Source organism: Uniformispora flossi (genome assembly GCF_049534875.1).
Taxonomy (GTDB): domain Bacteria; phylum Actinomycetota; class Actinomycetes; order Streptomycetales; family Streptomycetaceae; genus Yinghuangia; species Yinghuangia aomiensis.
In genome coordinates, this window is sequence record NZ_JBMULZ010000001.1 from 258,805 (window position 1) to 280,855 (window position 22,051).

The 22,051-nt window shown below is 70.8% G+C and carries 22 protein-coding genes; 7 read left to right on the forward strand and 15 right to left on the reverse strand.

The annotated features are described in order from the left end of the window. Nucleotides 1-16: 16 nt before the first annotated feature. From ACPA54_RS01150 to ACPA54_RS01165, 4 genes are all read right to left on the reverse strand, one after another. Nucleotides 17-1,396 carry a vWA domain-containing protein gene (locus ACPA54_RS01150; RefSeq protein ID WP_423525825.1) on the reverse strand — a complete coding sequence of 460 codons (1,380 nt, stop codon included), beginning with the start codon at nucleotides 1,394-1,396 and terminating at the stop codon, nucleotides 17-19. A 13-nt stretch (nucleotides 1,397-1,409) separates the two neighbouring features. After that, nucleotides 1,410-2,321: an AAA family ATPase gene (locus tag ACPA54_RS01155; protein WP_423525827.1), complete on the reverse strand. Its 912-nt coding sequence runs from the start codon at nucleotides 2,319-2,321 to the stop codon at nucleotides 1,410-1,412. A 118-nt stretch (nucleotides 2,322-2,439) separates the two neighbouring features. Then, on the reverse strand, nucleotides 2,440-2,676 hold the full coding sequence (locus ACPA54_RS01160; RefSeq protein WP_423525829.1) for a hypothetical protein: 237 nt from the start codon (nucleotides 2,674-2,676) through the stop codon (nucleotides 2,440-2,442). Then, on the reverse strand, nucleotides 2,673-3,386 hold the full coding sequence (locus tag ACPA54_RS01165) for a nucleotidyltransferase domain-containing protein (protein ID WP_423525831.1): 714 nt from the start codon (nucleotides 3,384-3,386) through the stop codon (nucleotides 2,673-2,675). Before ACPA54_RS01165 ends, ACPA54_RS01160 begins: the two co-directional genes overlap by 4 nt. A gap of 373 nt (nucleotides 3,387-3,759) precedes the next feature. On the opposite strand from ACPA54_RS01165, the gene ACPA54_RS01170 reads away from it, so the two are divergent. After that, nucleotides 3,760-4,938 (forward strand): alpha/beta hydrolase, encoded by a 1,179-nt coding sequence (locus tag ACPA54_RS01170; RefSeq protein WP_423525833.1) that lies wholly within the window; start codon nucleotides 3,760-3,762, stop codon nucleotides 4,936-4,938. A gap of 61 nt (nucleotides 4,939-4,999) precedes the next feature. Here ACPA54_RS01170 and ACPA54_RS01175 read toward each other — a convergent pair whose 3' ends face one another. The 4 genes from ACPA54_RS01175 to ACPA54_RS01190 all read right to left on the reverse strand — a co-directional run bounded on the left by ACPA54_RS01175 (nucleotide 5,000) and on the right by ACPA54_RS01190 (nucleotide 10,114). Continuing rightward, a complete protein-coding gene (locus ACPA54_RS01175) occupies nucleotides 5,000-5,122 on the reverse strand; it encodes a hypothetical protein (protein WP_423525835.1) in 123 nt (40 codons plus the stop codon). Nucleotides 5,123-5,204: 82 nt separating this feature from the next. Further along, nucleotides 5,205-5,906 (reverse strand): helix-turn-helix domain-containing protein, encoded by a 702-nt coding sequence (locus ACPA54_RS01180; RefSeq protein ID WP_423525836.1) that lies wholly within the window; start codon nucleotides 5,904-5,906, stop codon nucleotides 5,205-5,207. A gap of 176 nt (nucleotides 5,907-6,082) precedes the next feature. Next, complete coding sequence (locus tag ACPA54_RS01185) at nucleotides 6,083-7,657, reverse strand: APC family permease (RefSeq protein WP_423525838.1); 1,575 nt, start codon at nucleotides 7,655-7,657, stop codon at nucleotides 6,083-6,085. A 147-nt stretch (nucleotides 7,658-7,804) separates the two neighbouring features. After that, complete coding sequence (locus ACPA54_RS01190) at nucleotides 7,805-10,114, reverse strand: molybdopterin cofactor-binding domain-containing protein (RefSeq protein WP_423525840.1); 2,310 nt, start codon at nucleotides 10,112-10,114, stop codon at nucleotides 7,805-7,807. Nucleotides 10,115-10,359: 245 nt separating this feature from the next. On the opposite strand from ACPA54_RS01190, the gene ACPA54_RS01195 reads away from it, so the two are divergent. Beyond that, nucleotides 10,360-11,295 (forward strand): alpha/beta hydrolase, encoded by a 936-nt coding sequence (locus ACPA54_RS01195; protein WP_423525842.1) that lies wholly within the window; start codon nucleotides 10,360-10,362, stop codon nucleotides 11,293-11,295. Nucleotides 11,296-11,410: 115 nt separating this feature from the next. On the opposite strand, the gene ACPA54_RS01200 is transcribed toward ACPA54_RS01195, so the two are convergent. Next, a complete protein-coding gene (locus tag ACPA54_RS01200; protein WP_423525843.1) occupies nucleotides 11,411-12,535 on the reverse strand; it encodes a PP2C family protein-serine/threonine phosphatase in 1,125 nt (374 codons plus the stop codon). A gap of 178 nt (nucleotides 12,536-12,713) precedes the next feature. After that, nucleotides 12,714-13,658: a DUF7065 domain-containing protein gene (locus tag ACPA54_RS01205; RefSeq protein ID WP_345674649.1), complete on the reverse strand. Its 945-nt coding sequence runs from the start codon at nucleotides 13,656-13,658 to the stop codon at nucleotides 12,714-12,716. A 65-nt stretch (nucleotides 13,659-13,723) separates the two neighbouring features. Between ACPA54_RS01205 and ACPA54_RS01210 the strand changes: the two genes are divergently transcribed. Continuing rightward, entirely contained in the window at nucleotides 13,724-14,440 is a 717-nt protein-coding gene (locus tag ACPA54_RS01210) for a M50 family metallopeptidase (RefSeq protein WP_345674650.1), read from the forward strand. Nucleotides 14,441-14,566: 126 nt separating this feature from the next. On the opposite strand, the gene ACPA54_RS01215 is transcribed toward ACPA54_RS01210, so the two are convergent. Both ACPA54_RS01215 and ACPA54_RS01220 read right to left on the reverse strand, forming a co-directional pair. After that, nucleotides 14,567-15,004: an SRPBCC family protein gene (locus ACPA54_RS01215; RefSeq protein WP_423525845.1), complete on the reverse strand. Its 438-nt coding sequence runs from the start codon at nucleotides 15,002-15,004 to the stop codon at nucleotides 14,567-14,569. A 94-nt stretch (nucleotides 15,005-15,098) separates the two neighbouring features. After that, on the reverse strand, nucleotides 15,099-16,226 hold the full coding sequence (locus ACPA54_RS01220) for an LLM class flavin-dependent oxidoreductase (RefSeq protein WP_423525847.1): 1,128 nt from the start codon (nucleotides 16,224-16,226) through the stop codon (nucleotides 15,099-15,101). 210 nt (nucleotides 16,227-16,436) lie between these two features. Here ACPA54_RS01220 and ACPA54_RS01225 point away from each other — a divergent pair, with 210 nt between their 5' ends. Then, nucleotides 16,437-17,342: an IclR family transcriptional regulator gene (locus ACPA54_RS01225; RefSeq protein WP_423525849.1), complete on the forward strand. Its 906-nt coding sequence runs from the start codon at nucleotides 16,437-16,439 to the stop codon at nucleotides 17,340-17,342. A gap of 149 nt (nucleotides 17,343-17,491) precedes the next feature. Here ACPA54_RS01225 and cynR read toward each other — a convergent pair whose 3' ends face one another. After that, nucleotides 17,492-18,406 carry a transcriptional regulator CynR gene (cynR, locus tag ACPA54_RS01230; protein WP_423525851.1) on the reverse strand — a complete coding sequence of 305 codons (915 nt, stop codon included), beginning with the start codon at nucleotides 18,404-18,406 and terminating at the stop codon, nucleotides 17,492-17,494. 119 nt (nucleotides 18,407-18,525) lie between these two features. Between cynR and ACPA54_RS01235 the strand changes: the two genes are divergently transcribed. From ACPA54_RS01235 to ACPA54_RS01245, 3 genes are read left to right on the forward strand one after another with little or no spacing between them, the layout of a single operon-like run. Next, nucleotides 18,526-19,131 (forward strand): carbonic anhydrase, encoded by a 606-nt coding sequence (locus tag ACPA54_RS01235; protein WP_423525853.1) that lies wholly within the window; start codon nucleotides 18,526-18,528, stop codon nucleotides 19,129-19,131. Between the two features lie 54 nt (nucleotides 19,132-19,185). Then, nucleotides 19,186-19,656 carry a cyanase gene (cynS, locus tag ACPA54_RS01240; protein ID WP_423525855.1) on the forward strand — a complete coding sequence of 157 codons (471 nt, stop codon included), beginning with the start codon at nucleotides 19,186-19,188 and terminating at the stop codon, nucleotides 19,654-19,656. A 26-nt stretch (nucleotides 19,657-19,682) separates the two neighbouring features. Beyond that, nucleotides 19,683-20,183 carry a nucleoside deaminase gene (locus ACPA54_RS01245; protein WP_345674658.1) on the forward strand — a complete coding sequence of 167 codons (501 nt, stop codon included), beginning with the start codon at nucleotides 19,683-19,685 and terminating at the stop codon, nucleotides 20,181-20,183. 20 nt (nucleotides 20,184-20,203) lie between these two features. Here the strand turns inward: ACPA54_RS01245 and ACPA54_RS01250 are convergent, their stop codons facing one another. Together ACPA54_RS01250 and ACPA54_RS01255 are read right to left on the reverse strand one after the other, a co-directional pair. Further along, on the reverse strand, nucleotides 20,204-20,542 hold the full coding sequence (locus ACPA54_RS01250) for a P-II family nitrogen regulator (protein ID WP_423525856.1): 339 nt from the start codon (nucleotides 20,540-20,542) through the stop codon (nucleotides 20,204-20,206). A gap of 60 nt (nucleotides 20,543-20,602) precedes the next feature. Further along, nucleotides 20,603-21,976, reverse strand: coding sequence for an ammonium transporter (locus ACPA54_RS01255; protein ID WP_423525858.1), 1,374 nt, complete (start codon nucleotides 21,974-21,976; stop codon nucleotides 20,603-20,605). Nucleotides 21,977-22,051: the final 75 nt, after the last annotated feature.

The window sequence follows — 22,051 nt, forward strand, 5'->3', positions numbered from 1 at the left end:
GGAACGGTCGGAACCGTCAAGCCAAGTCCTCGATGAACTGCCCGAGTTGTGCGAGGTTCCGGCATTCCGCCATCGGCACGACCTTGTCGTAGGTCGAGGACGCCGAGTCGCCGGTGTCCCAGTCGCGGGCCGGCTCCGGGTTGAGCCAGTGCGCGCGGCGGGCCTTGCCGGCGACGTGGGCCAGGGTGGACAGGGCGAGCGGGCCGTAGTTGGAGCGGGCGTCGCCGAGGATCAGCAGGGCGGTCTTCGGCCCGACGACGTCGGGATAGCGCTCGGCGAAGAGCTCGAACGCGCGGCCGTAGTTGGTCCGTCCGCTCACCCAGGTCAGATCGGCCTCGGACGTCATCGTCTTCATCGCGTCGCCGACGTCGACGCCCGGCGCGAAGTACTTGGTGACTTCGTCGAGGTTGTCGATGAACGCGAACACCCGCACCTTGGTGAACTGTTCGCGCAGTGCGTAGGCGAGCAGCAGGGTGAAGTGCGCGAACGACGACACCGAGTCGCTGACGTCGCACAGCACGACCAGTTCGGGCTTGTGCGGCCGCCGCGGCCGGTGGAAGGTGCGCACCGGGACGCCGCCGGTGGACAGCGACGCGCGCACCGTGCGCCGGAAGTCGAGCCGTCCGCGCCGCCCGGCCTTGTGCTTGATCGCCAGCCGGGTGGCCAGCCGTCGCGCCAACGGGTGGACGGCGCGGCGGAGTTCGGCCAGGTCCTTCTTCGTGGCGCGCAGGATGTCGAGGTTTTCCAGGGGCGGCCGCACGGCGACTTTCGCCACCCGTTCGGTGCCCTTGTCCTCGGCGACGCGGCGCCGGGTCTCGCTGACGATCATCTCGTTGAGGTCGGCGATGCGGTCTTCCAGCATCTGGCGGGCGCGGCGTTCGGCGAGGCCGCCGCGTTCCTGGCCTTCGAGGACGGCGCGCAGGAGCCCGGCCATGAGCGTGCGCGGGTCGAGCGCGGAGCCGACGGCGTAGGTCGACCAGGCGGGGCGGGCCGCGGACGGGGACTGGCCGAACGCGGCGACGGCTTCGCGGACGAGCTGCCGCATGCCCGCTTCGTCGCCGTCGAGCAGCAGGTCGAACAGTCGTTCCCGCATGGCTTCGGCGAGCGGGTCCGGCTGCCGGGGCCCGGTGGTCTTGGCGGGGCGTTCGGGCGGCGGTCCCGCGGCGCCGTCGCCGATGGCGGCCGGGAACCACAGGTCGAACAGGGTGTCGAACGGCGGCCGGTGCGAGGGCCGTTTGACGACGGTGGCCGCGTAGGCGGCCCGGAGGGCTTCCCGGTCGACCAGGTCGAGGACGGTCAACGCCCGTGCCGCGTCGAGCCCTTCGGCGAGCGACACCGGCAGTCCGGCGCCGCGCAGCGCGTCGAGGAATCCCACATGCCGGTCGAGGAGAGCCATGGTGTGCCGTCTCTCAGCTCAGCTCGGCGTCGGGCAGCCCCAGTTCCTTGGCGGCCCGGCCGTGGTCGGAGACGTGTTTGAGCACGACGCCGAGGGTCCGCGCGATCGCGGCTTCGTCGAGGGTGTCGGCCTGCAGGGCGAGCAGGGTCCGTGCCCAGTCGATGGTCTCGGCGATCGACGGCGACTTCTTGAGGTCGAGCGCGCGCAGCGTCGCGACGGTCCGCACGAGCTGCTCGGCGAGCGTCTCGTTGATGCCGGGCACCTGCCGTACGACGATCTCGCGTTCACGCTCGGGTGTCGGATAGTCCAGGTAGAGGTAGAGGCAGCGGCGCTTGAGCGCTTCCGACAGCTCCCGCGTCGCATTCGACGTCAGCAGGACGAACGGCTTCCGCTCGGCGGCGACCGTGCCGAGTTCGGGGATGGTCACCTGGAAGTCGGAGAGGACCTCCAGCAGCAGGCCCTCGACCTCGACGTCGGTCTTGTCCATCTCGTCGATGAGCAGGACGGTCGGCTCGCTGCGCCGGATCGCGGTGAGCAGCGGCCGCGACAGCAGGAATTCGTCACTGAAGATGTCGTCGTGCGTCTCGTTCCAGTCCTGGCCTTCGGGCGTGGCCTGGATCCGGAGGAGCTGCTTGCGGTAGTTCCATTCGTAGAGCGCGCGGCCCTCGTCGAGTCCTTCGTAGCACTGCAGCCGGACCAGCCCGGCGCCGGTCGCCGCGGCCACGGCCTTGGCCAGCTCGGTCTTGCCGACCCCGGCGGGGCCTTCGACGAGCAGCGGCTTCCCGAGCGCGTCGGCGAGGAAGACGGTGGTGGCGATGTGCGCGTCGGCCAGGTAGTCCCCCGCCGCCAACCGCTCGCGCACGTCGTCGGGCGAGGCAAACAACGACGAGGTCACAGGCACTCCTCCGGGCCGACAAGAATCCATTTGACTAGGTCAAATACTACTGGCCCGACCCAAGAAGGTCAGCCCCGGGCCACACCCGCGGGGCGGGTCTGCACCGCGCCAGTCTTCGCACTCACGCACATCTTGTCCGGTCGACGGGTCAGAACCCCGACCAGTGACGCACCGCCGCGACCAGCTGGACAACGCCGAGCACCACCAGCGCGCCGCCCGCCCACCGGAGCACCGTTGGGCGCGGCACGTCCGGGCGGCCTTCGTTCCGGAAGCTCTGCATCCATTCGTCGGCATGGATCGCGCAGTTCCGGTAGTCGAAGGCCGGCAGCACGCCGATCGTCATCGCCGTCGCCGCACTGGCCGACACCACCGCCACCTCGGTCATCGGCTCGCCGCCAGTGCCGCGGTCGCCGACGCCAGGCGTATCTCCACCAGCAGCCGCTCCACCCGGGCCGTGTCCGGTTTCTCCGGCAAGACCGATGCGATGGCGTCGAGCTGGGCGACCTCGCGTTCGAACAGCTCGGCGAAGGCTTCCGGGTCGGTGGCGGCCAACTCGCCCGCGGCGAACAGCTCGTCGCGCTGGTCGGAGACGTCGATGGTCAGGTGCCCGGTGGCCAGCAGGCCGCGGGCCTGGCGCAGCAGGCGCAGGCAGTGGCGGCCGTGCTTGGCGGTGCGGCGGGTCAGGTCGGCGGCGAAGCCGGCCTTGCCTTCGCCGTGCCGGGTGCGGAGCTTGTGGGCCTGCTGGATGGCGTAGCCGGTGTAGGAGCGGCGGATGGCGCGGGTGGACAGGAACGCGTCGCGTATCTCGACGAGGGCCCGGCCGGTCTCGGTCTGCACGACATAGTCGTCGAGCCACAGCAGTTCCCCGACCGTCGGATTGCCCTTGAGGGCGAGGGTCGTGAACTTGTACAGCTCGTGGAGGGTCACGTCGGGGTGGGTGGTGACCCGGGAGCCGGTGAGCGCCGCGGGCCCGTGCAGGCCGAAAACGTCCTCGGGGTCGGCGAGGTAGACCCCGAGGCGGTCCTCGTCGGACCCGGCCGTGGCCAGGCCGTACGCGGTGGAACCCACCACGCCCATGAGCAGTGTCGTCGGCATCGCATCAGTCTCGGGCACCCGGCCCGCGCGGCGGAACCGCTTTTCGGCCAGGGCGCTCCGACCATCGGCCGATACCGGGACGACTTTGGCATCGGCGCGTACGACCTCCAGGCGAGCCGTGCTCCAGACCATCGGCCGATGCCGGACGCGGGACCTGGCCGCAAGGATGGGATCCGCACCGATGCCGTCACCTTTCGGGCGCCACGCGCGTAACACCGACGAAGCGGCGAACCGCGCAAGCAAGCGGACGCGTCCCCCTCCCCAGGGGTGTGTCCGCGGCCGTGCCGAGGGGGGCGGGTGCCGCGGGGCACCGGGGGGAGACCTGGGGGGCGGGCGGCATTGCCGACCCTCCGCGGACACGGGAGGAAGGGCAATGGGCAACGGGTTGGCTGCCCGGCCGGCATGGGATCTGGACATCACCAGCGGGTGGTTCGTCCTGGGCATGACGGTGGTGACGGTGGGGGCCGTCGTGGCGACGGTGCTGACCTGGCAGCGCAGAAGGCTGAAGCGCACGCGCAGGATCGTCACGCTGATCTTCACGCAGCTGATGGTCACGCTGACGATCCTGACCGCGATCAACAGCCAAATGTACTTCTACAGCACGATCTCGGACGTCCTCACGATCGCCGACGGGCCGCCCGCACCGAAGGTGCACGTGCCGCATGTGAAGGCGCCCGACCTGGCGACCACCGCGGCGCTGCCCGCGCGGCCCGGCGCTCCGGCCTGGATGCCGCCCGGCGGCAAGGTCGACACCCGGCACGGCGTGCTGGTGTCGACCTCGGTCAAGGGCGCCAAGTCGGGGCACCACCTGCCCGCGAACGTGTACCTGCCCGCGGCCTACTTCGATCCGGCGCGCGCCGCCGAGCGGTTCCCGGTGATCCAGCTCCAGTCCGGCTATCCGGGCACGCCGAGCACGTGGATACGCCGCATGCGGATAGAGAAGATCCTCGCCGGGCTCATGGAGTCCGGGAAGATCCCGGCATCGATCGCGGTGCTGCCCGAGCAGAACCCGGTCGACGGGCGGGACAGCGAGTGCGTGGACGCGGTGGGCGGCGCGCGGGCGGCGACCTACCTCGGCGAGGACGTGCCGTCCGCCGTCGAGGCGAACTTCCGCACCGCGGAACGCCCGGCGCGCTGGGGCATCATGGGCTACTCGACCGGCGGGTTCTGCGCGGCGAACCTCGCCATCAACTACCCGGACCGGTTCGGCGCCGCGGCCAGCCTGTCCGGCTACTACAAGGCGATCACCGACATGACCACCGGCGACCTCTACAAGGGCAACGAGGAAGTGCGCCGGGCGAACAGCCCGATCGTGACGATCGACCGGCCCCGGGCGCGCCCGCTGCGGATGTACCTGTTCGCGGCGCGCGGCGAGGGTCCGGCGGTGAAGGACATGCGGCATTTCGCGGCCCGGTTCCGGGCGCCGAACGAGGTGACGACGGTCGTCGCCCCGTCCGGCGGCCACAACTTCCACACTTGGGCCCTCGGCATTCCGGAGGCCCTGGCGTGGCTGGGCCGGGAGATATCCCCGCCGCCGGCCGTTGCCGGCTGACGGGTGCCGCGCGCTTTCGCGGCCCGGCGTCGAGGGCTCTCGGCGTCCGGCCGTGGGGCGGTCAGCGCTGCGTCGCGGCGACGATCACCAGCGTGCCGAAGATGACGGCGAATCCGAGGACGTATATGGAGAGCCGGATCCACATGCCGTTCTCGCGGCTCTTCTCCGATTCCTGGCTGGACATTGCCGGGGCCTTTCTCTGGGTGCGTCGAAGACGTCGGCGCGGCGTGGCGCTGCGCCCGGACGCGGGGGCGACGCGGGACGCGTCAGTGCGACGGCGGCAGGCAGGCCGAGAAGGCGACCATCGCCGGCGCCGCGTGCACCATCAGGAACTCGACCGGGACGTGGTCGTCGGCGGATTCCATGACGTGCGAGAGCGCGGAGTCGAAGTGCGCGACATCGCCTGGGGCGAGCAGGTGGACGATGCCGTCGAGGGTCAGCCGGAGTTGGCCCGCGGTGACGTACAGCCACTCCTCGCCCGGGTGCACCCGGGCGGGCCCGTTGGCGCGGCCGGGGGGCACCTGGACGCGGAGCGCCTGCATGCCGCGGCGTGGGCTGCCGGCCCGCCAGTACGTCCAGCCGTGCGCCTTGAACGGCTCGGCGGCTTTGGCCCGGATGATGGTTTCTTCGCCCGCGCCCGCCTCGCCGAGCAGCGTCGACACCGAGGTGGCGTAGACCCGCGCGAGGGTGAGCAGCGCGGGCAGCGACGGCTGTCGACGCTCGTTCTCCAGCCGGGAGAGGTAGGCGACGGACAGGCCGCTCACACCCGCGGCGTCCTCCAGGGTGAGCCCGTGCGCGAGCCGGGCCTGCTTGAGTCGGTCGCCGAGGCCGGGGGCGGCGGTCTCCGGGCCTTGGGAGGTTTCCCGCCGTGCGGGGGCAGCCGGACCCGGTCCGGAGCCCGGCGGCACCGAGGGGGCCGTTCGGCCCTGGCGCGGGGATTGCGGAGCGCGGAATGATCCTGCGGACATGGTTAAAAAGTAGGCAGGCTTAGCCTCGCTGGCAATTTTCTTGCCTCAGAGGCAAATTTTTCGAGGAGAACGCGGCTGATGTGCGGTCTCTATTTTGCCTACCCGCCGTCGGTTGCGTCCCCGGAACACGGAAGCCGGCGCATCCGCCCGCCGGACCTTCAGCCGCAGGAGTGAACTCAGTCCTCGTCCGGCACCAGGACGGGCGTGTCCACCTTCAGCACCTCGCCGCGGAAGAAGCGCGGGCTGCGGCGCGCCGTGACCTCCATGAAGATCACGCCCAGCAGCAGCACGCCGACGCCGATGACGAACACGCTGCCGATGCCGAACACCGAGCTGCCGCTGCCGTAGTCGGGGTTCCAGGCGTCCACAAGTGTCTTCACGAAGATCGCGCTCAGCATCAGGCCGCCGATCAGCGGCATGGCGCCCTTGATGAAGAAGTCCCGCACACTGCGCCGCAGATCGTGGCGGAAGTAGCGGACGCTGGAGAACGCGGTGAGGGCGTAGTAGAAGCAGATCATCAGGCCGAGCGCGGCGATCGTGTCCTCCAGGACCGACGTGCTGACCAGGGTCATGACCGTGTAGAAGACGCCGGTGACGACGCCCGCCGTGACGGTCGCGAAGCCGGGGGTCTTGTAGCGCGGGTGGACGCGTGCGAACGCCGGCGGGAGTGCCTCGTACGTCGACATCGCCAGTGCGGTGCGCGCCACCGGGATGAACGTGGTCTGCAGGCTCGCCACCGAGCTGGCCAGGACCGCGATGAACAGCATGATCCCGAAGCCGGAGCCCATCACCGGGTCGGCGAGCTTGGCGAAGATGTTGGTGTCGTCGCTGTTGAGTCCGAGCCCGGTGTCGCCGACGCCCGCGACCATGAGCGTCGCGATGCCCGTCATCAGGTACGCGCACACGATCACCACGAGGGTGACCATGGCCGCGCGCCCCGGCACCTTGCGGCCGCCCGCGGTCTCCTCGTTCATGGTCAGGGCGGTGTCCCAGCCCCAGTACATGAAGATCGACAGGGAGAGTCCCGCGGTGAGTGCGGCGAAGTTCTCCACGCCGAACGGGTTGAGCCAGCCGAACGAGAACGACAGCGACGTGTCCGGGAAGTCGCCCGAGGTCGCCTTGCTGATCGCCATGGCGATGAACACCGCGAGCACCGCGAGTTGCAGCACGACGAGGAAGTACTGGACGCGCTTGGTGACCGTCATCCCGCGGTAGCTGATGGCCGTCGCGATGGCGATGAACACCATGCAGGTCGGAATGTGGATGGCTTTGTTGCCGTCCCAGGAGGCGACCCAGTCGCTGTCGAACAGCTTGCCGAGCGTGAGGTAGAAGAACGACGTCCCGATGCCCGCCAGGTTCGACAGCACGATGATCGTCGCCATGACCAGCCCCCAGCCGGTCATCCAGCCGACGCGCGGCCCGAACGCCTTGACCGTCCAGGTGAACGACGTGCCCGCGTCCGGCACGACCTTGTTCAGCTCGCGGTACGCGAACGCCACCAGCAGCATCGGGACGAACCCGATGAGGAAGATCGCCGGCAGGTGCACGCCGACCTCACGCACGGTCGGCCCGAGCGCGCCGGTCAGCGTGTACACCGGCGCGACCGTGGAGATCGCGACGACGACGCTGCCGACCAGGCCGATGGCGTTGTGACTGAGGCCCTTGTCCTTGAGGTCCGGTTCGTTCTCGTACCGAAGCTCGGGCGAGCCGTGGTGCGCGCCGTGCTGATCACGCATGTTCTGGTTGGTCACAATCGACCAGAGTAGGACAGGTTCAACGGGAATCTGACACAATCACCTCCGCTTCCCAGGACAAACCAGGACAGCCGCCATCGGTGTGATGATGATTCGCGGCGTTTGCCCAGGTCTACGCGGTTATCCGGGGTCTTGTGGAGTAGCTCACGGCACCTCGGCCGGCGCCACCAGGTCCTCCGGCCGGAGCGGGATGCGTACCAGCGGCAGTCCGGTGGCCGCCCGGATCGCCGCGACCACCGCCGGGGCCGCGGACACGGTCGGCGCCTCGCCGACCCCGCGCAGCCCGTACGGCGCGTGCGGATCCGGATACTCCAGCAGCACCACCGGCATCGCGGGCGCGTCGGCGATCGTCGGGATCAGGTAGTCGGTGAACGACCCGTTCACCACATGCCCCTCGCGCACCACGATCTCCTCGGTCAACGCAAGACCCATGCCCTGCAGTCCGCCGCCTTGCACCTGCCCGGCGATCGCCTGCGGGTTCATGGCCCGCCCGACGTCCTGCGCGGCCGCCAGCTCGACGACCTTGACGAGGCCGAGTTCCACGTCGACGTCGACGACCGCCCGGTGCGCGCAGAAGCTGTACTGCACGACGGCGTTGCCCTGCCCCGTCACCGGGTCGAGCGGGAACGTGGCCCGATGCCGGAACTCCGTCGTGCGTTCGATCGACTCGCCGACCCGGGCCAGCGCGTCGGCGATGCCGCCGAGTACGGTGCCGTCCGCCGCGGTGACCAGCCCGCCGGCCAAGACGGCGTCGGCCGGCAGCCCCGCGCGGGCGAGCAGCTCGGCCCGCACGAGCCGGCAGGCGTCCCGGACGGCACCGCCGGACACGTACGTCTGCCGCGACGCCGACGTGGACCCGGCCGACCCCACACGCGTGTCCGCGGTCTCCAGCACCACGGCGTCGAGCCCGAGTTCGGTACGGGCGATCTGCGTCCAGACCGTCACCCCGCCCTGCCCGACCTCGGCCGCGGCGGTGTGCACCGTCGCGAGCGGCTCGCCGGCCACCAGTTCGAGACGCACCCGGGCGGTCGAGTAGTCGTCGAAGCCTTGCGAGAACGCGATGTTCTTGACGCCGACGGAGTAGCCGACGCCGCGCCGCACGCCTTCGCCACGGGTCGAAAACGCGTAGCCGCCGGGGAGTTCGCCGGTGTCCCGGGGCTGCGCGTCAACCGGCATCGGCAGGTCCCGGACGATGCCGAGGATCTCGGCGACGGGGGCGGGCGAGTCGAGGACCTGCCCGGTCGGCGTCGCCCCGCCTTCGGCGAGCGCGTTGCGCTGCCGGAACTCGACGGGATGCAGGCCGAGTTCGGCGGCGACCCGGTCCATTTGGCTCTCGTACGCGAAGCACGCCTGCACCGCGCCGAAACCGCGCATCGCACCGCACGGCGGGTTGTTGGTGACCAGGCCGATCGATTCGAGGGCGACGTGCGGCACCTCGTAGGGGCCGACGCCGAGGACCGCGGCGTTGCCGACGACGGCGGACGTGGTGGAGGCGTAGGCGCCGCCGTCGAGGACGATGCGGGCTTTGACGGAGACGAGTTTGCCGTCGCGGTCGGCGGCGTGTTCGTAGTCGAGGGTGGCGGGGTGGCGGTGGACGTGGCCGAGGAACGACTCCTCGCGGCCGTAGACCATTTTGACGGGCTTGCCGGTGTGCAGGGCGAGCAGGCAGACGTGCGCTTGCAGGGTGAGGTCTTCGCGGGCGCCGAACGCTCCGCCGATGCCGCCGAGGGTGAGGCGGACCTTGTCTTCGGGGAGGCCCAGGACGGGGGCAAGTTGGCGCTGGTCGACGTGCAGCCACTGGGTGGCGACGTACAGGTCGATGCCGCCGTCCTCCCCCGGCACCGCCAGCGCGGCTTCCGGGCCGAGCGGCGCCTGGTCCTGCATCCCGAGGGCGTACCGGCCGCGCACGACGACCGCGGCGCGGGCCCGCACGGCGGCGTCGTCGGGATCGCCGCAGCGGACGGGCTGCCGGGCGACGACGTTCCCGGGGTGGAACGGGTTGACGGTGGGCGCGTCGGGGGCGAGGGCCTGGGCTTCGGTGACGACCGGGTCGAGGACGTCGTACGCGACGGCGATCCGCGCGGCCGCGCGCCGGGCGGTCTCCGGGTGGTCGGCGGCGACGATCGCGACGGGCTCGCCGTGGTACCGGACTTCGCCTTCGGCCAGGACGGGGGTGTCGGTGGCTTCCAGGCCGTAGAGGTTGCGTCCGGGGACGTCCGCGTGGGTCAGCACGGCCTCGACCCCGGGCGTGGCCAGCGCGGCGCCGATGTCGACGGAGAGGATCCGCGCCCGCGGATGCGGACTCCGCAGCGTGGCGCCCCACAGCATGCCGTCCGCCCACAGGTCGGAGGCGTACGCGAAGGCCCCTTTGACCTTGAGGATCCCGTCCGGCCGCGGCGGACTGGTGCCGATGCCGGACACGGGCGGGGCGGTGACGGTGGCCCGATCGCGCATGAGAGCCCCTCTCGACGGAGACCGCTTCTCCGATGATCACACCGGCCTGGGGGTCCCCTGAATTCCACGCTGCCCGAACGGGCGCCGGGGCAGCAAGCCCGTCGTCCACAGCCGTCGGTTGTCCACAGCTTCGCACGCGACGCGCTTCACCTCCCCCGCGCCGCGCCGTACAGTGCCCTCAGCCTGGCACCGCGTGCCAACCACCACGTCCCGTTCACCGCGACCACCTGCCCGAGGGAGCCCCCATGACGCTCAACGCCGAACTCGGCGCGTTCCTCGCCGCGATTCCGCAGCTCGCCTTTGCCGGCGAGCCCGCGGACTTCCGCGCGAAAATGGACGCCGGCATGGCTCTGCGGCCGGTCACCACGCCGCTCCCCCGGGTCGAGGACCGGACGGTCCCGGGCCCGGCGGGCGCCCCCGAGCTGCCGGTGCGGATCTACGCGCCGGAATCCCCGGAGGCCGCGCCCGGCCTGCCGGTCGTGGTCTTCCTCCACGGCGGCGGGTTCTGCATCGGCAGCATCGCGAGCCACGACCCGGTGGCCCGGAAGATCGCCGAGCAGGTCGGCTGCATCGTCGTCTCGGTCGAGTACCGACTGGCGCCCGAGCACCCGTTCCCGGCCGCCTACGAGGACGCCTATGCGGCCTACGCGTGGGTCCGCGAGCACGCCGCGGACCTCGGCGGCGACCCCGACCGGGTGGCGGTCGCCGGGGACAGCGCGGGGGCGTCGCTGTCCGCCGCCGTGTGCCTCATGGCCCGCGACCGCGGGATCGCACAGCCGGTGTTCCAGCTGCTGTGGTACCCGGCGACCGGCGTCGAAGGCACCGCGTCGCAGCGCGCCAACACGAACGACCCGCTGCTGCCGCCGGACTCCATCGCATGGTTCGGCGAGCACTACTTCTCCAAGATTCCGCCCGGCGCGGCCGTCCCCTACGGCGCCGTCGCCCTCGCCGACGACCTGTCCGGGCTCGCCCCGGCGCTGGTCGTGGTCGCGGGCGAGGACCCGCTGCACGACGAGGGGATCGTGTACGCGGAGCGGCTGCGCGCCGCCGGAGTCCCGGCCGCCGTCGAGGACCACCCGGACATGTCGCACGGCTTCGTCAGCTTCGCCGACTTCGTCGCCCCGGCGGCGGCCGCCACCGCGGGCTCGTACGCGGCGCTGCGGAAGGCGTTCGGCATCTGACGGAACCCCCCGGAATCACACCCGCGAAATCACACCCGGGAAATCACTCCGGTCGAATCACACCCGTCGAATCACACCCGTCGAATTACACGGCGCGAACTACACGCGGCGCGGACTACGCCCCGCGCGCCAGGGCGATCACTGCCACGTCGTCCTCCGCCTCGACCGCGTACTCCGTGAGGTCTTCGCGGAGGAACGCCACGACGGCGGCGGGGTCGACGGTGCTGCGTCCCCAGAACCGCGTCGTGAGGCGCTCTTCGGTCGGATAGAAGACACCGTGCCCGTCGCGGGCTTCGCTGACCCCGTCGGTGTGCAGGACGAGCACGTCGCCGGGGGCGAGGGGCTGCGAGGTCGCTTGGGTGCGGGTGTCGGCGAGGGTGCCGAGGCCGAGGGGGATGCCGGGGTGGACCCGGATCTTCTCCGCTTTGCCGTGGCGGACGAGGATCGGTGCGGGGTGCCCGCGGCCGACGATGCGGACCTCGGCGCGGTCGGCCGGGAATTCCAGGAAGAGCGCGGTGACGAACAGTTCGGTGTCGCCGACCTCGTGGGCTTCGCGGACGAGGCGGCGTTCCATGTGGTCGGCGAGGTCCGCGAGGTCGGGGACGTCGAAGGCGGCGTCGCGGAAGCTGCTGAGGACGGTGCCGACGTGCCGGATCGCGCCGAGGCCTTTGCCGCGGACGTCGCCGATGACGACGCGGACGCCGAAGCGGGTTTCCACCATGTCGTACAGGTCGCCGCCGACGAGGGTGCGCGGGTCGCCGGCCGCGTAGAAGCCGGCGGCGTGGACCGGCCCGAGCGTGGCCGGAACGGGTTTCAGCAGCATCATCTGCAGCGCTTCGGACACCGAGCGGGCCTGGATCACGTTGCGTGCGTCGCGTTGGCGCTGGCGGGACAGCTCGATGCTGACCGTGCCGAGCACGACGGTGGAGACGTAGAGGCCGATGTGGTGGACCTCGCCGAGGTGGTCGAACCGCCACGCGAACAGGAGTTCCAGGCCGAGCGCGACGACGATGAACAGGGCGACGGTGCGGGCGCTGCGGGTGAGCGCGGCGAACACGGGCACGCCGATGAGCAGGAATCCGGCGGCGAGCCTGCGCGGGATCATGATTTCGCCCAGCGCGTCGACGGCGACGAGGACGAAGGGGGCCCACCAGATCCAGCGCGCGGTGATCGAGGAAGGCGGGGGCGCGGTGTCGAGCCGCCCGGCGACCCGCCGCTCGGGGGTCGGCTCGGTGTTCACGCGGTCCACGATAAGCCGGACGGTCGTCCTCGCTCCGGTCGCGGGCCGCGCCGAACGGGCGGTTCGCGGCAGGTCCCGACCAAGGGCGGCACGGAGTCGGGACTTTGGTCCCGGGTCCGTGGCCGCCGTGCCGGGGCCCGCCGCGCCGCCCGTCCGGTCACCGCGGGGTCACGTTCCGCTACCCGACGCGCAGCTCGCGGAGTTCCCGGCTGAAGCGGCGGATTTCCGCGGCGCTGAAGTTCTCGTGGTCCTCGCCGTAGGCGGTGACGCCGTCGAACGTCCATTCGGTGAGGCAGTTGACGGTGAACAGGTTCGGGTTGAGGAAGAACCCGAGGCGGTTCATCGTGCGGCCTTCGGCGTGGAGTTCGCGGCCGAGTTCGTCGACGCCTTCCAGCACGACACGTGTCGCCCAGCCGGATTCGGCGTCGCGTTCGACGACCTCGCGGCGGCCCTTGGCGAGCTTCGCCCACACGCCGTCGCGGAGCACGTAGCCGTGGATGGAGATGCAGCCGGAGCCGAAGTCCATGGTGATGGAGTGGAACGCGTCCCGGTCGGAGGCGGTGGCGTAGCTGTAGCCGCCGCGGCGCGCGGGCGAGGTCATGAGGCCTTGGCCGAACTGCGAGCGGACGCCCCAGGAGCGGTCGCGGAAGCCGTACGAGTCCACCGGGATGGTCTCGCCGCGCAGCTCGATGGTGCCGGTGTAGCGGCCGGGCTGGTCGACGTGTTTGTCGCCGAGGTAGTGCGGCGGCAGGACGGCGGTGAAGGTCAGGTCGACGGAGATCTCGTCGCCGCCGTCGGGGTCGGTGTACTTGACCTCGTAGACCTTCTGCGGTTCGAGGCACTTGTAGCTGATCCCGTTGGGTAGCTGAATGTCCGTCAGCTGCTGCTCGGGGAGGGGGAGATGCCAGAAGTTCTTGGCGTACAGCGCGTCGTGCGGGTGGCGGCCGGTGTCGTCCCAGAAGTAGGCGCCGCCGGCGGCGACCTTCTGGTTCGGGCGGAAGAACGGATACAACTGGCCCGACAGCCGGCGCTCGGGAACCGTGAACGTGAACCAGCACGTCTCGGTCCAGTACGGGTCGTCGACGGTCGGCGGATGGAACTCGTCGTCAGGGTGCATCGTCATGACGCACTGCGTACTACGAGTCCTTGTCAGGGTCAATCAATAGTGGTGTGTAGGGCGGAGCGCGCGTGGAGACGGTGTCCTTGCAGGAGTTGTGGGACCGGGTCGTCGGCACCCAGCCCGACCCGCCCCGCTGGCTGATGGCGGTGACCGGGATTGTCGCGCTCGCCGCGGTGCTGAACCGCCCGGTGTGGCGGCCGTTGCGGACCGTGGTCACCATCGCGCACGAAGGCGGCCACGCGCTGGCCGCGCTGCTCTCCGGGCGGCGTCTGACGGGCATACGCCTGCACTCGGACACCTCCGGGGTGACCCTGTCGGTGGGCAGGCCGACGGGCTTCGGCATGGTCGTCACCGCGTTCGCCGGGTACGTCACCCCGTCGCTGCTGGGCATGGGCGGCGCGGCGCTCCTCGCGTCCGGGCACATCACCATGACGCTGTGGATCACTCTGCTGTGGCTGGCGCTGATGCTCACCATGATCCGGAACGTGTACGGCGCGTTCGCCCTGGTCGTGGTCGGCGGCGTGGTGTTCGCGGTGTCGTGGCTGGCCAAGTACCAGGTGCAGGCCGGGTTCGCGTACCTGCTGGTGTGGTTCCTGCTGATCGCCGGCATCCGTCCGGTGTTCGAACTCCAGCAGCTGCGCCGCCGCGGCCAGGCGCAGTGGTCGGACGCCGACCAGCTCGCCACCCTGACCCGGATCCCGGGCGCGGCGTGGGTCGGCCTGTTCGGCGTGGTGAACGCGGTGTGCCTGGGCGTGGCGGCGGGGTGGCTGCTGGCCGCGGCCTGAGCGCGCACCCCGGCAGCACGGCCCCGCGCGGGCTGGGAGTGTCCGGAGACGCACGAAACGCCGGAGTCCTTGTGGGACTCCGGCGTTTTTGCGTGGTGCGTCGGCCGGTCGGGTGCCGGCGCTGGGTCAGACGACCTCGTCGATCCTGGCGAGCACGCCGTCGTAGATCTTGCGAAGGCCGGACGGCGCGAACGTCTTCTCGAAGAAGCCGCCGATGCCGCCGGCGCCCTGCCACGTCGTGTGGATGTTGACGCGGCTGCGGCCGGTGCCCGCCGGGACGACCGTCCAGGTGGTGACCATGCTGGAGTTGCGGTCGGTCTCCACCAGGGTGCGCTCGGCGGGCTGGGCGACGTCGAGCAGGCATTCACGCGAACGCTTCTTGGTGGCCTGGAGGTTCCAGTGCACGACCGTGCCCGCGCCCTGGCCGCCTTCGCGTACTTCGTAGCCGGAGAAGTGCTCGGTCAGCAGCTTCGGCCGGGTCCCCGCGTAGTCGGACAGCGCGGCGAAAACCGCGTCCGGCTCCCCGGCGACCTCGCGCGACGCATCGGCGTTGACCTGCCCCATCACCACTCCTCGGGTTCGGACTCGCCGGCGGAGTGCCGGCGGGGCAAGCAAACCACTTCGGCACGTCCGGCCACGAATCCGGGCGGGGTCGGGATCAGGCGGTCGGCGGCTGCACCTTGGGCGTGTACTTCTCCAGCTCGGGGATGACTTCCTTGCCGAGGATCTCGATGGTCTTGAGGATGTCCTGGTGGTCCAGGTAGCCCCACTGGACGTAGCAGATGAGTTCGTCGACGCCGAGGTCCGCGTAACGCTTCATCTTGGTGATGCAGGTCTCCACGTCGCCGATGACGATCATGTCGGCGGCGTCGAACGTCTCGACCGGGACGTCGCCTTCGAAGAGCGGCTTGAGCAGCGGGAAGGTCTTGTCCCGCTCCTCCGGGCTCAGGTGCGGGAGTTCCCACTCCAGGGTGAACATCGCGAGGTTCTTGTACCACCAGGCGACGGATTCCCAGACCTTCGGGCTGACCTTCTTGCTGCCCGTGGTGTGCACGAGGGTGTAGGCGGCGACCTTGTTGGTGGTGACGTCGGTCAGCGGCGTCGCGTTCGCGGCGGCCGCGCGGTAGGCGGCGACCTGCGCGGCCATGACCTCCAGCGGCTGCATGATCGAGAACGACAGCAGGCCGAGCCCGTTGGCGCCCGCGACCTCGGCGGAGCCGTTGGACGTCGCGGCCATCCACGCGGGCGGGTGCGGGTCCTGGAACGGCTTCGGGGTGACCATGCGCTTGGGGAAGGTGAAGCGCTCGGACTCGTACTCGAAGTACTCGTCGCGCCACATGCCGCACACGATCTCGATCGCCTCGCGCCAGTCGTCGCGCGATTTTGCGATGTCGACGCCGAACGCGGTCTGCTCCATGGGCGTCGAGCGCCCGGTGCCCCACTCGACGCGGCCGTTGGACAGGATGTCGACCGTCGCGACCTTCTCCGCGATGCGCTGCGGCGGGGTGAACCCGAAGGGGGTGAGGGTGACGCCGAAGCCCATGCGGATCTGCTCGGTCAGGCCGGCGAGATGGCCGAGGAACACCTCGGACGCGGGCATGTGCGAACGGCCCTCGCGGAAGTGGTGCTCCACCGCCCAGATCGTGTTGAAGCCCATGCGGTCGGCGAGACGGATCTGCTCGACCGCCTCGCGGTAGGCGCGCTGCTCCTCGCGGCGCTGGCCGTAGGGGTGGGGACCGTTCCAGGGGCGGGGGACGTCGACTTCGTACAGCACGTCGAGCTTCATGCGCGCGCCTCCAGGTCGTTGGGGTCTGCCGAGGATTTTTCGATTTTTCGATATTCTGAAAAGTACTTCGAAATGTGATAGGGAGTGTGACGCGATGTCCGCCAGGTCACAAGGCCGACGGCAGGGCCGATTCCGGTTCCGCGCGTCGGCGTGGCCGCCGGGTGGCAGCGCGCTCACGGGGACCGGCCGAGCATTCTGGGGAGGGCGACGATGGTTCGTCCCGCACTCGCGGCGACACGCGCGATCGACATCCTGAACTTCTTCGCGGCGCATCCGGGCGATGCGTTCACGCTGTCCGAGCTGTCCGCGTCGACGGGCATCAACCTGGCGTCCGCGCTGTCGGTGCTGCAGGCCCTGGAGGACGCGGGCTACCTGGTGCGGCATCCGCGGCGCAAGACGTACGAGCTGGGCCCGGCACTGATCGCGCTCGGCGATGCGGCGCTCCGCAGCAACCGCATGGTGGATCTGGCCCGGGGGGAAATGCGGGCGCTGGCCGAGGAGTTCAGCACCGAGGCGATCCTGAGCGCGCCGGTCGGCGACGATTTGGTGATCCTGGCGATCGAGGGGCGCCCGCAGTTGGCGTCGGCGGACGTGCGGGTGGGGCAGCGGGTGCCGCTCGTTCCGCCGGTGGGCCAGGCGTTCTTCGCGTGGTCGCCGCCGGCGCAGATCGAGGCGTGGCTGACCCGGCTCGACCGGCGCATGCAGGCCACGGCGAGCGTGCACCTGCCGCTGTCGCTGGCCGTGGTCCGCGAGCGCGGCTATTCGATCACCGTCGAGAGCCCGACGCGCACGGAGATCGGCGCGACCCTCGAACGGCTGGCGGACCGCCCCCGGGAAGCCCCGCGCCTGCGCGACCGGATCGCGGAGCTGACGGCGGCGCTGGGCGAGGAGGACTACGAGCTGCTGGAGGTGGACCTGGAGGCGACGTACGACATCACGACGATCGTGGCGCCGGTCTTCGACGCCCTGGGGACGGTGGCGCTGGGGATGACGCTGAACGGGCTGTCGCAGGTGACCGGGCGGCAGGTGTTGGCGTACGGGGATCGGTTGGCGGCCACCACGCGCCTGGTGACGAAGATGACGGGTGGTCGGGCGCCGGACTTGTCGGAGGCCTGACTCGGGGCCCTTTCCTCGGAGACCCCGACCGCGCGGCTACCGCGCCACCGTCGCCGCCGGCGTGCCGACCCACCTGGACGGCGCAGCGACCGGTGCGCGACCGTGCGGGATGCTCGACGCGGGGGCGCGCCTGAACTCTCCTCGCCCGATCAGGCGATCGCATACCCGCGTTCCCGCACCAAGTCCTGCGCAATACGCATGAACGCGCGAGCTGCCGCACTGCGATAGGCGCCGGTACGGCCGAGCACGACCACCGTGCGCGGCGGCAACGGCGGGTCGACGGCCACCCCGACGAGGTCCGGGTGGCCGTCCGCGACCGCATCCGGCAGCACGGTGGCCAGCGGCGCATGCCGGACGATCTCGGCCAGCGCCTGGATCGAGTTCGCCTCGACCGCGATGCGCGGGCTCACGCGATGCCGTTCCAAGTAGGCATCGACATGCCCTCGGGTGGTGAAGTCACCGGTAAGCAGCGCAAGTTGCCGTTCGGCCAGATCCGCGGTCGTGAGCGGCGCCGCGCTGTCGGGCCGCCGGGCATCGGGATGGGCGGCCCCGACGACCAGGCTGAGCGTCTCGGCATACAGCGGATCCGCCCCGATGCCCGTCGCCTGTGCGCCGCCGAAGGCGATGCCGAGGTCGATGGTGTCGGCGAGGAGCGCCGGTTCGATGCGTTCCTGCGGCATTTCCTCGACGGTCAGTGTGATGCCCGGGTGCCGGCCGTGCAGCGCCGCGGTGAGGGGGCCGACGAGGTAGGCGCTGAACGACGGGGTGACGGCCAGGCGCAGGTGGCCGCGCGACAGGTCCCGCACGTCGTGGACGGCGCGTTCGGCGGCCGCGAGGTCGCGCAGGGCGCGGCGGGCGTGGTCGACGTACGTGGCTCCGGCGTCGGTGAGCCGCACCGCGCGGCCGGTGCGGTCCAGGAGCTGGGCGCCGACCGCGCGTTCGAGCTGTTTGATCTGCTGCGACAGGGTCGGCTGCGAGACGTGGAGCTCCTCCGCCGCCCGGGTGAAGTTGGCGTGTTCGGCCACGGCGAGCAGATAGCGCAAATGACGGAGTTCGACGGCCACGCTCCGACTATAGACGACATCTATAGGAGTGATGATTTCTACGTCTTGGACGCTATAGACCCTGGTCGTGCATGGTGAAGGAGTCGGTTTTCGGACCGGCCGCGATCGAAGGAGTGACCATGCCCGACCTGACCGAAGGCGTCGCCCGGTTCCGCCGCGACGTCTACCCGGCCAAAGCGGACCTCTTCGCGTACTTGGCCGCGCATCACGCGCCGTCGACGCTGTTCGTCGGCTGCTCGGATGCCCGGGTGGTGCCGGAGCTGATCACCGGGAGCGAACCCGGCGAGCTGCTCGTGGTGCGTACCGCGGGCAACCTCGTCCCCGCGTATACGCCGGGCACGGACGGGGTCGCCGCCAGCATCGAGTACGCCGTCGCCGTGCTCGGCGTCTCCGACATCGTCGTCTGCGGGCACTCCTCCTGCGGCGCGATGACGGCGCTCGCCGAACGCCGGGACCTGACCGCCGCCCCGGCGGTGGCGGGCTGGCTGCGGCACGCGGACGCGGCACGGGCGGTGTCCGGCGGCGCGGAAGACGGTGCGGCCGCTTCCTCGGTCGACGCGCTGGTCCGCCACAACGTCCTCGCCCAGCTCGCGAACCTGGCCACCCACCCCGCGGTGGCCCGCGCGCTGGCCGCGGGCACCGTCACGCTGCACGGCTGGGTCTTCGACATCGCCACCGGCGGCGTCGACGTCCTCGCCCCGGCGGCTCCCGCACACGCGGCCTGACCGGCCGTTTCCCCCCGGATTCCCCCTCTCCCCCACAGCAAGGAAGCAAGCACCATGCCGCACGCCCAGTTCGACCCCACCGCCCGCGAAGCCCTCGCCGCCGAAGCCGTCCTCGCCAAGACCCGCAAGGACCTGACCTGGCAGCAGATCGCGGACGCGGCCGGTTTGTCGGTCGCCTTCGTCACCGCCGCGGTGCTCGGCCAGCACGCCCTGCCCGCCGACTCCGCCAAGGCCGTCGTCGAGCTGCTCGGCCTCGACGAGGACGCCGAGCTGCTGCTGCAGACCATTCCCACCCGCGGCTCGATCCCGGGCGGCATCCCGACCGACCCGACGATCTACCGCTTCTACGAGATGCTCCAGGTGTACGGCACCACCCTCAAGGCGCTCGTCCACGAGGAGTTCGGCGACGGCATCATCTCGGCGATCAACTTCAAGCTGGACGTCAAGAAGGTCGCCGACCCCGAGGGCGGCGAGCGGGCCGTGATCACGCTGGACGGCAAGTACCTGCCGACCAAGCCGTTCTGATCCGCTCCGAGCCTCCTGGAGACGCCATGGACTTCGCACAACGCACCATCGACCTGGCCCGCGCCAACGTCCTCGAAGGCGGGCGGCCGTTCGCGACGGTCATCGTCAAAGACGGCGAGATCCTCGCCGAAAGCCCCAACAAAGTCGCCCAGACCGGCGACCCCACGGCCCACGCCGAGATCCTCGCGATCCGCGACGCGTGCACGAAGCTCGGCACGGAGCACCTGACCGGTACGACGATCTACGTGCTGGCCCACCCGTGCCCGATGTGCCTCGGCTCGCTGTACTACTGCTCGCCGGACGAGGTGGTGTTCCTGACCACCCGCGACGCCTACGAGCCGCACTACGTCGACGACCGCAAGTACTTCGAGCTGGCGACGTTCTACGACGAGTTCGCCAAGGACTACACCGAACGCCGCCTGCCCATGCGCCACCAGCCGGAAGACGCCGCCGTCGACGTCTACCGCCTCTGGCAGGACCGCAACGGCGGCGAACGCCGCGTGGCGGGGGTGCCTTCGGCGGAGTGAGGATGCGGGGACCGGGCGCGCTACAGCGCGTCCGGCCCGCGTTCGCCCGTCCGTACGCGGATGATCGTCTCGACGGGCACGCTCCACACCTTCCCGTCGCCGATCTTCCCGGTGTGGGCGGCCTTCGTGATGATCGTCATCACCTCCGCGGCGTCGCCGTCGTCGACCACGACCTCCAGACGGATCTTCGGCACCAGGTCCACGTGGTACTCGGCGCCGCGGTACACCTCGGTGTGCCCGTGCTGCCGTCCGAAGCCGCTGGCCTCGGTCACGGTCAGGCCCTGCACGCCGAACTCCCGCAACGCGGTCTTCACGTCGTCCAGTCGGTGCGGCTTGATGACCGCGGTGATCAGTCGCATGGCTCTTCTTCCGCCAAATCCTCGTCGGGGCGCAGGGGGCCGGCCCGGCGCGTGGTGCGGTCAGTCCTCGTCGGCGTCGGCCCGCTCGGCCCGCTCGGCGCGGTCCGGACGGCTGATGCCGAAGCCGCCCATGCCGCCGGTTCCGCCGCCGAAGGAGCCCCCGGACAGGTGGGACGCGGCCCCGACCGAACCGAGATCGTAGGCGGTCTCGGCGTGTACGGCCAGATCCAGGCCGACCTGCTCGTCTTCCTCGGACGTGCGGAACCCGATCGTCCGGTCGATGACCTTCGCGATCGCGTACGTGACCCCGAACGAGAACAGCGCCGCGATGATCACCGCGGCGATCTGCTTGCCCAGCAAGTCGAGTCCGCCGCCGTGCAGCAGGCCGCGCTCGCCGTTGGGCGTGACACCGTCCCACGCGAAGACGCCGATCAGCACCGTGCCGACGACACCGCCGACGAAGTGGACGCCGACGACGTCGAGCGAGTCGTCGTAGCCGAACTTGTGCTTCCAGCCGACCGCGTACGAACACAGCAAGCCCGCCGCGAGCCCGATCACCAGCGCGCCCGGCATGTCGACGACGCCGCACGACGGGGTGATCGCCACCAGGCCCGCCACGGCGCCGGACGCCGCACCCAGCGTGGTGGCGTGCCCGTCGCGCTTCTTCTCCACGAGCAGCCAGCCGAGCAGCGCGGTGCACGCGGCGGCCTGCGTGTTGACCAGGGACTGCGCGGCGAGGCCGTTGGCGCCGAGCGCGGAACCGGCGTTGAAACCGAACCAGCCGAACCACAGCAGCCCGGCACCGAGCATCACGAGCGGCAGGTTGTGCGGGCGCATCGGGTCCTTCTTGAAGCCGAGGCGCGGACCGAGCACCAGGGCGACCGCCAGGCCCGCGGCACCGGAGTTGATCTCGACGACCAGGCCGCCGGCGAAGTCGAGCGCGCCGAGCTTCTCCCGGATCCAACCGTTCGGACCCCAGACCCAGTGCGCGAGCGGCACGTACACGAGCGTCACCCACACGGCGCAGAACACCAGCCACGCCCGGAACCGCGCCCGGTCGGCGATCGCGCCGCTGATCAGCGCCACGGTGATGATCGCGAAGGTCAGCTGGAACACCATGAAGACCAGCGACGGAATCGTGCCGGTCAGCGAGTCGGGCTTCATCCCGTGCAGGAACATCTGCCCGAACCCGCCGAGGATGCCGCCCCCGCCGAGATCGCCGCCGAACGCGAGCGACCACCCGAACGCGAACCAGACGATGCTCACCACGGCGATCGCCGCGAAGCTCATCATGATCATGTTGAGGACGCTCTTGGCGCGCACCATGCCGCCGTAGAAGAGCGCGAGCCCCGGCGTCATCAGCAGCACGAGCGCGGTCGCAGCCAGCATCCACGCGGTGTCCCCGGCATTGAGCTGGTCCGCGGCCAATCGCATCGGCATGTCCTTTTCCCCTGGGCACGCCCCGCCCGGCCGCGGAGCTCAGCCCAGCGTGGAGAGCCCCGGTTTCCC

Excerpts from the sequence above, each read along its gene's own strand:
- ACPA54_RS01150 (WP_423525825.1), bottom strand. The coding sequence starts at position 1,396 with ATGGCTCTCCTCGACCGGCATGTGGGATTCCTCGACGCGCTGCGCGGC.
- ACPA54_RS01155 (WP_423525827.1), bottom strand. The coding sequence starts at position 2,321 with ATGGATTCTTGTCGGCCCGGAGGAGTGCCTGTGACCTCGTCGTTGTTT.
- ACPA54_RS01160 (WP_423525829.1), bottom strand. The coding sequence starts at position 2,676 with ATGACCGAGGTGGCGGTGGTGTCGGCCAGTGCGGCGACGGCGATGACG.
- ACPA54_RS01165 (WP_423525831.1), bottom strand. The coding sequence starts at position 3,386 with ATGCCGACGACACTGCTCATGGGCGTGGTGGGTTCCACCGCGTACGGC.
- ACPA54_RS01170 (WP_423525833.1), top strand. The coding sequence starts at position 3,760 with ATGGGCAACGGGTTGGCTGCCCGGCCGGCATGGGATCTGGACATCACC.
- ACPA54_RS01175 (WP_423525835.1), bottom strand. The coding sequence starts at position 5,122 with ATGTCCAGCCAGGAATCGGAGAAGAGCCGCGAGAACGGCATGTGGATC.
- ACPA54_RS01180 (WP_423525836.1), bottom strand. The coding sequence starts at position 5,906 with ATGTCCGCAGGATCATTCCGCGCTCCGCAATCCCCGCGCCAGGGCCGA.
- ACPA54_RS01190 (WP_423525840.1), bottom strand. The coding sequence starts at position 10,114 with ATGCGCGATCGGGCCACCGTCACCGCCCCGCCCGTGTCCGGCATCGGC.
- ACPA54_RS01195 (WP_423525842.1), top strand. The coding sequence starts at position 10,360 with ATGACGCTCAACGCCGAACTCGGCGCGTTCCTCGCCGCGATTCCGCAG.
- ACPA54_RS01205 (WP_345674649.1), bottom strand. The coding sequence starts at position 13,658 with ATGACGATGCACCCTGACGACGAGTTCCATCCGCCGACCGTCGACGAC.
- ACPA54_RS01215 (WP_423525845.1), bottom strand. The coding sequence starts at position 15,004 with ATGGGGCAGGTCAACGCCGATGCGTCGCGCGAGGTCGCCGGGGAGCCG.
- ACPA54_RS01220 (WP_423525847.1), bottom strand. The coding sequence starts at position 16,226 with ATGAAGCTCGACGTGCTGTACGAAGTCGACGTCCCCCGCCCCTGGAAC.
- ACPA54_RS01225 (WP_423525849.1), top strand. The coding sequence starts at position 16,437 with ATGGTTCGTCCCGCACTCGCGGCGACACGCGCGATCGACATCCTGAAC.
- ACPA54_RS01235 (WP_423525853.1), top strand. The coding sequence starts at position 18,526 with ATGCCCGACCTGACCGAAGGCGTCGCCCGGTTCCGCCGCGACGTCTAC.
- cynS (WP_423525855.1), top strand. The coding sequence starts at position 19,186 with ATGCCGCACGCCCAGTTCGACCCCACCGCCCGCGAAGCCCTCGCCGCC.
- ACPA54_RS01245 (WP_345674658.1), top strand. The coding sequence starts at position 19,683 with ATGGACTTCGCACAACGCACCATCGACCTGGCCCGCGCCAACGTCCTC.
- ACPA54_RS01250 (WP_423525856.1), bottom strand. The coding sequence starts at position 20,542 with ATGCGACTGATCACCGCGGTCATCAAGCCGCACCGACTGGACGACGTG.
- ACPA54_RS01255 (WP_423525858.1), bottom strand. The coding sequence starts at position 21,976 with ATGCGATTGGCCGCGGACCAGCTCAATGCCGGGGACACCGCGTGGATG.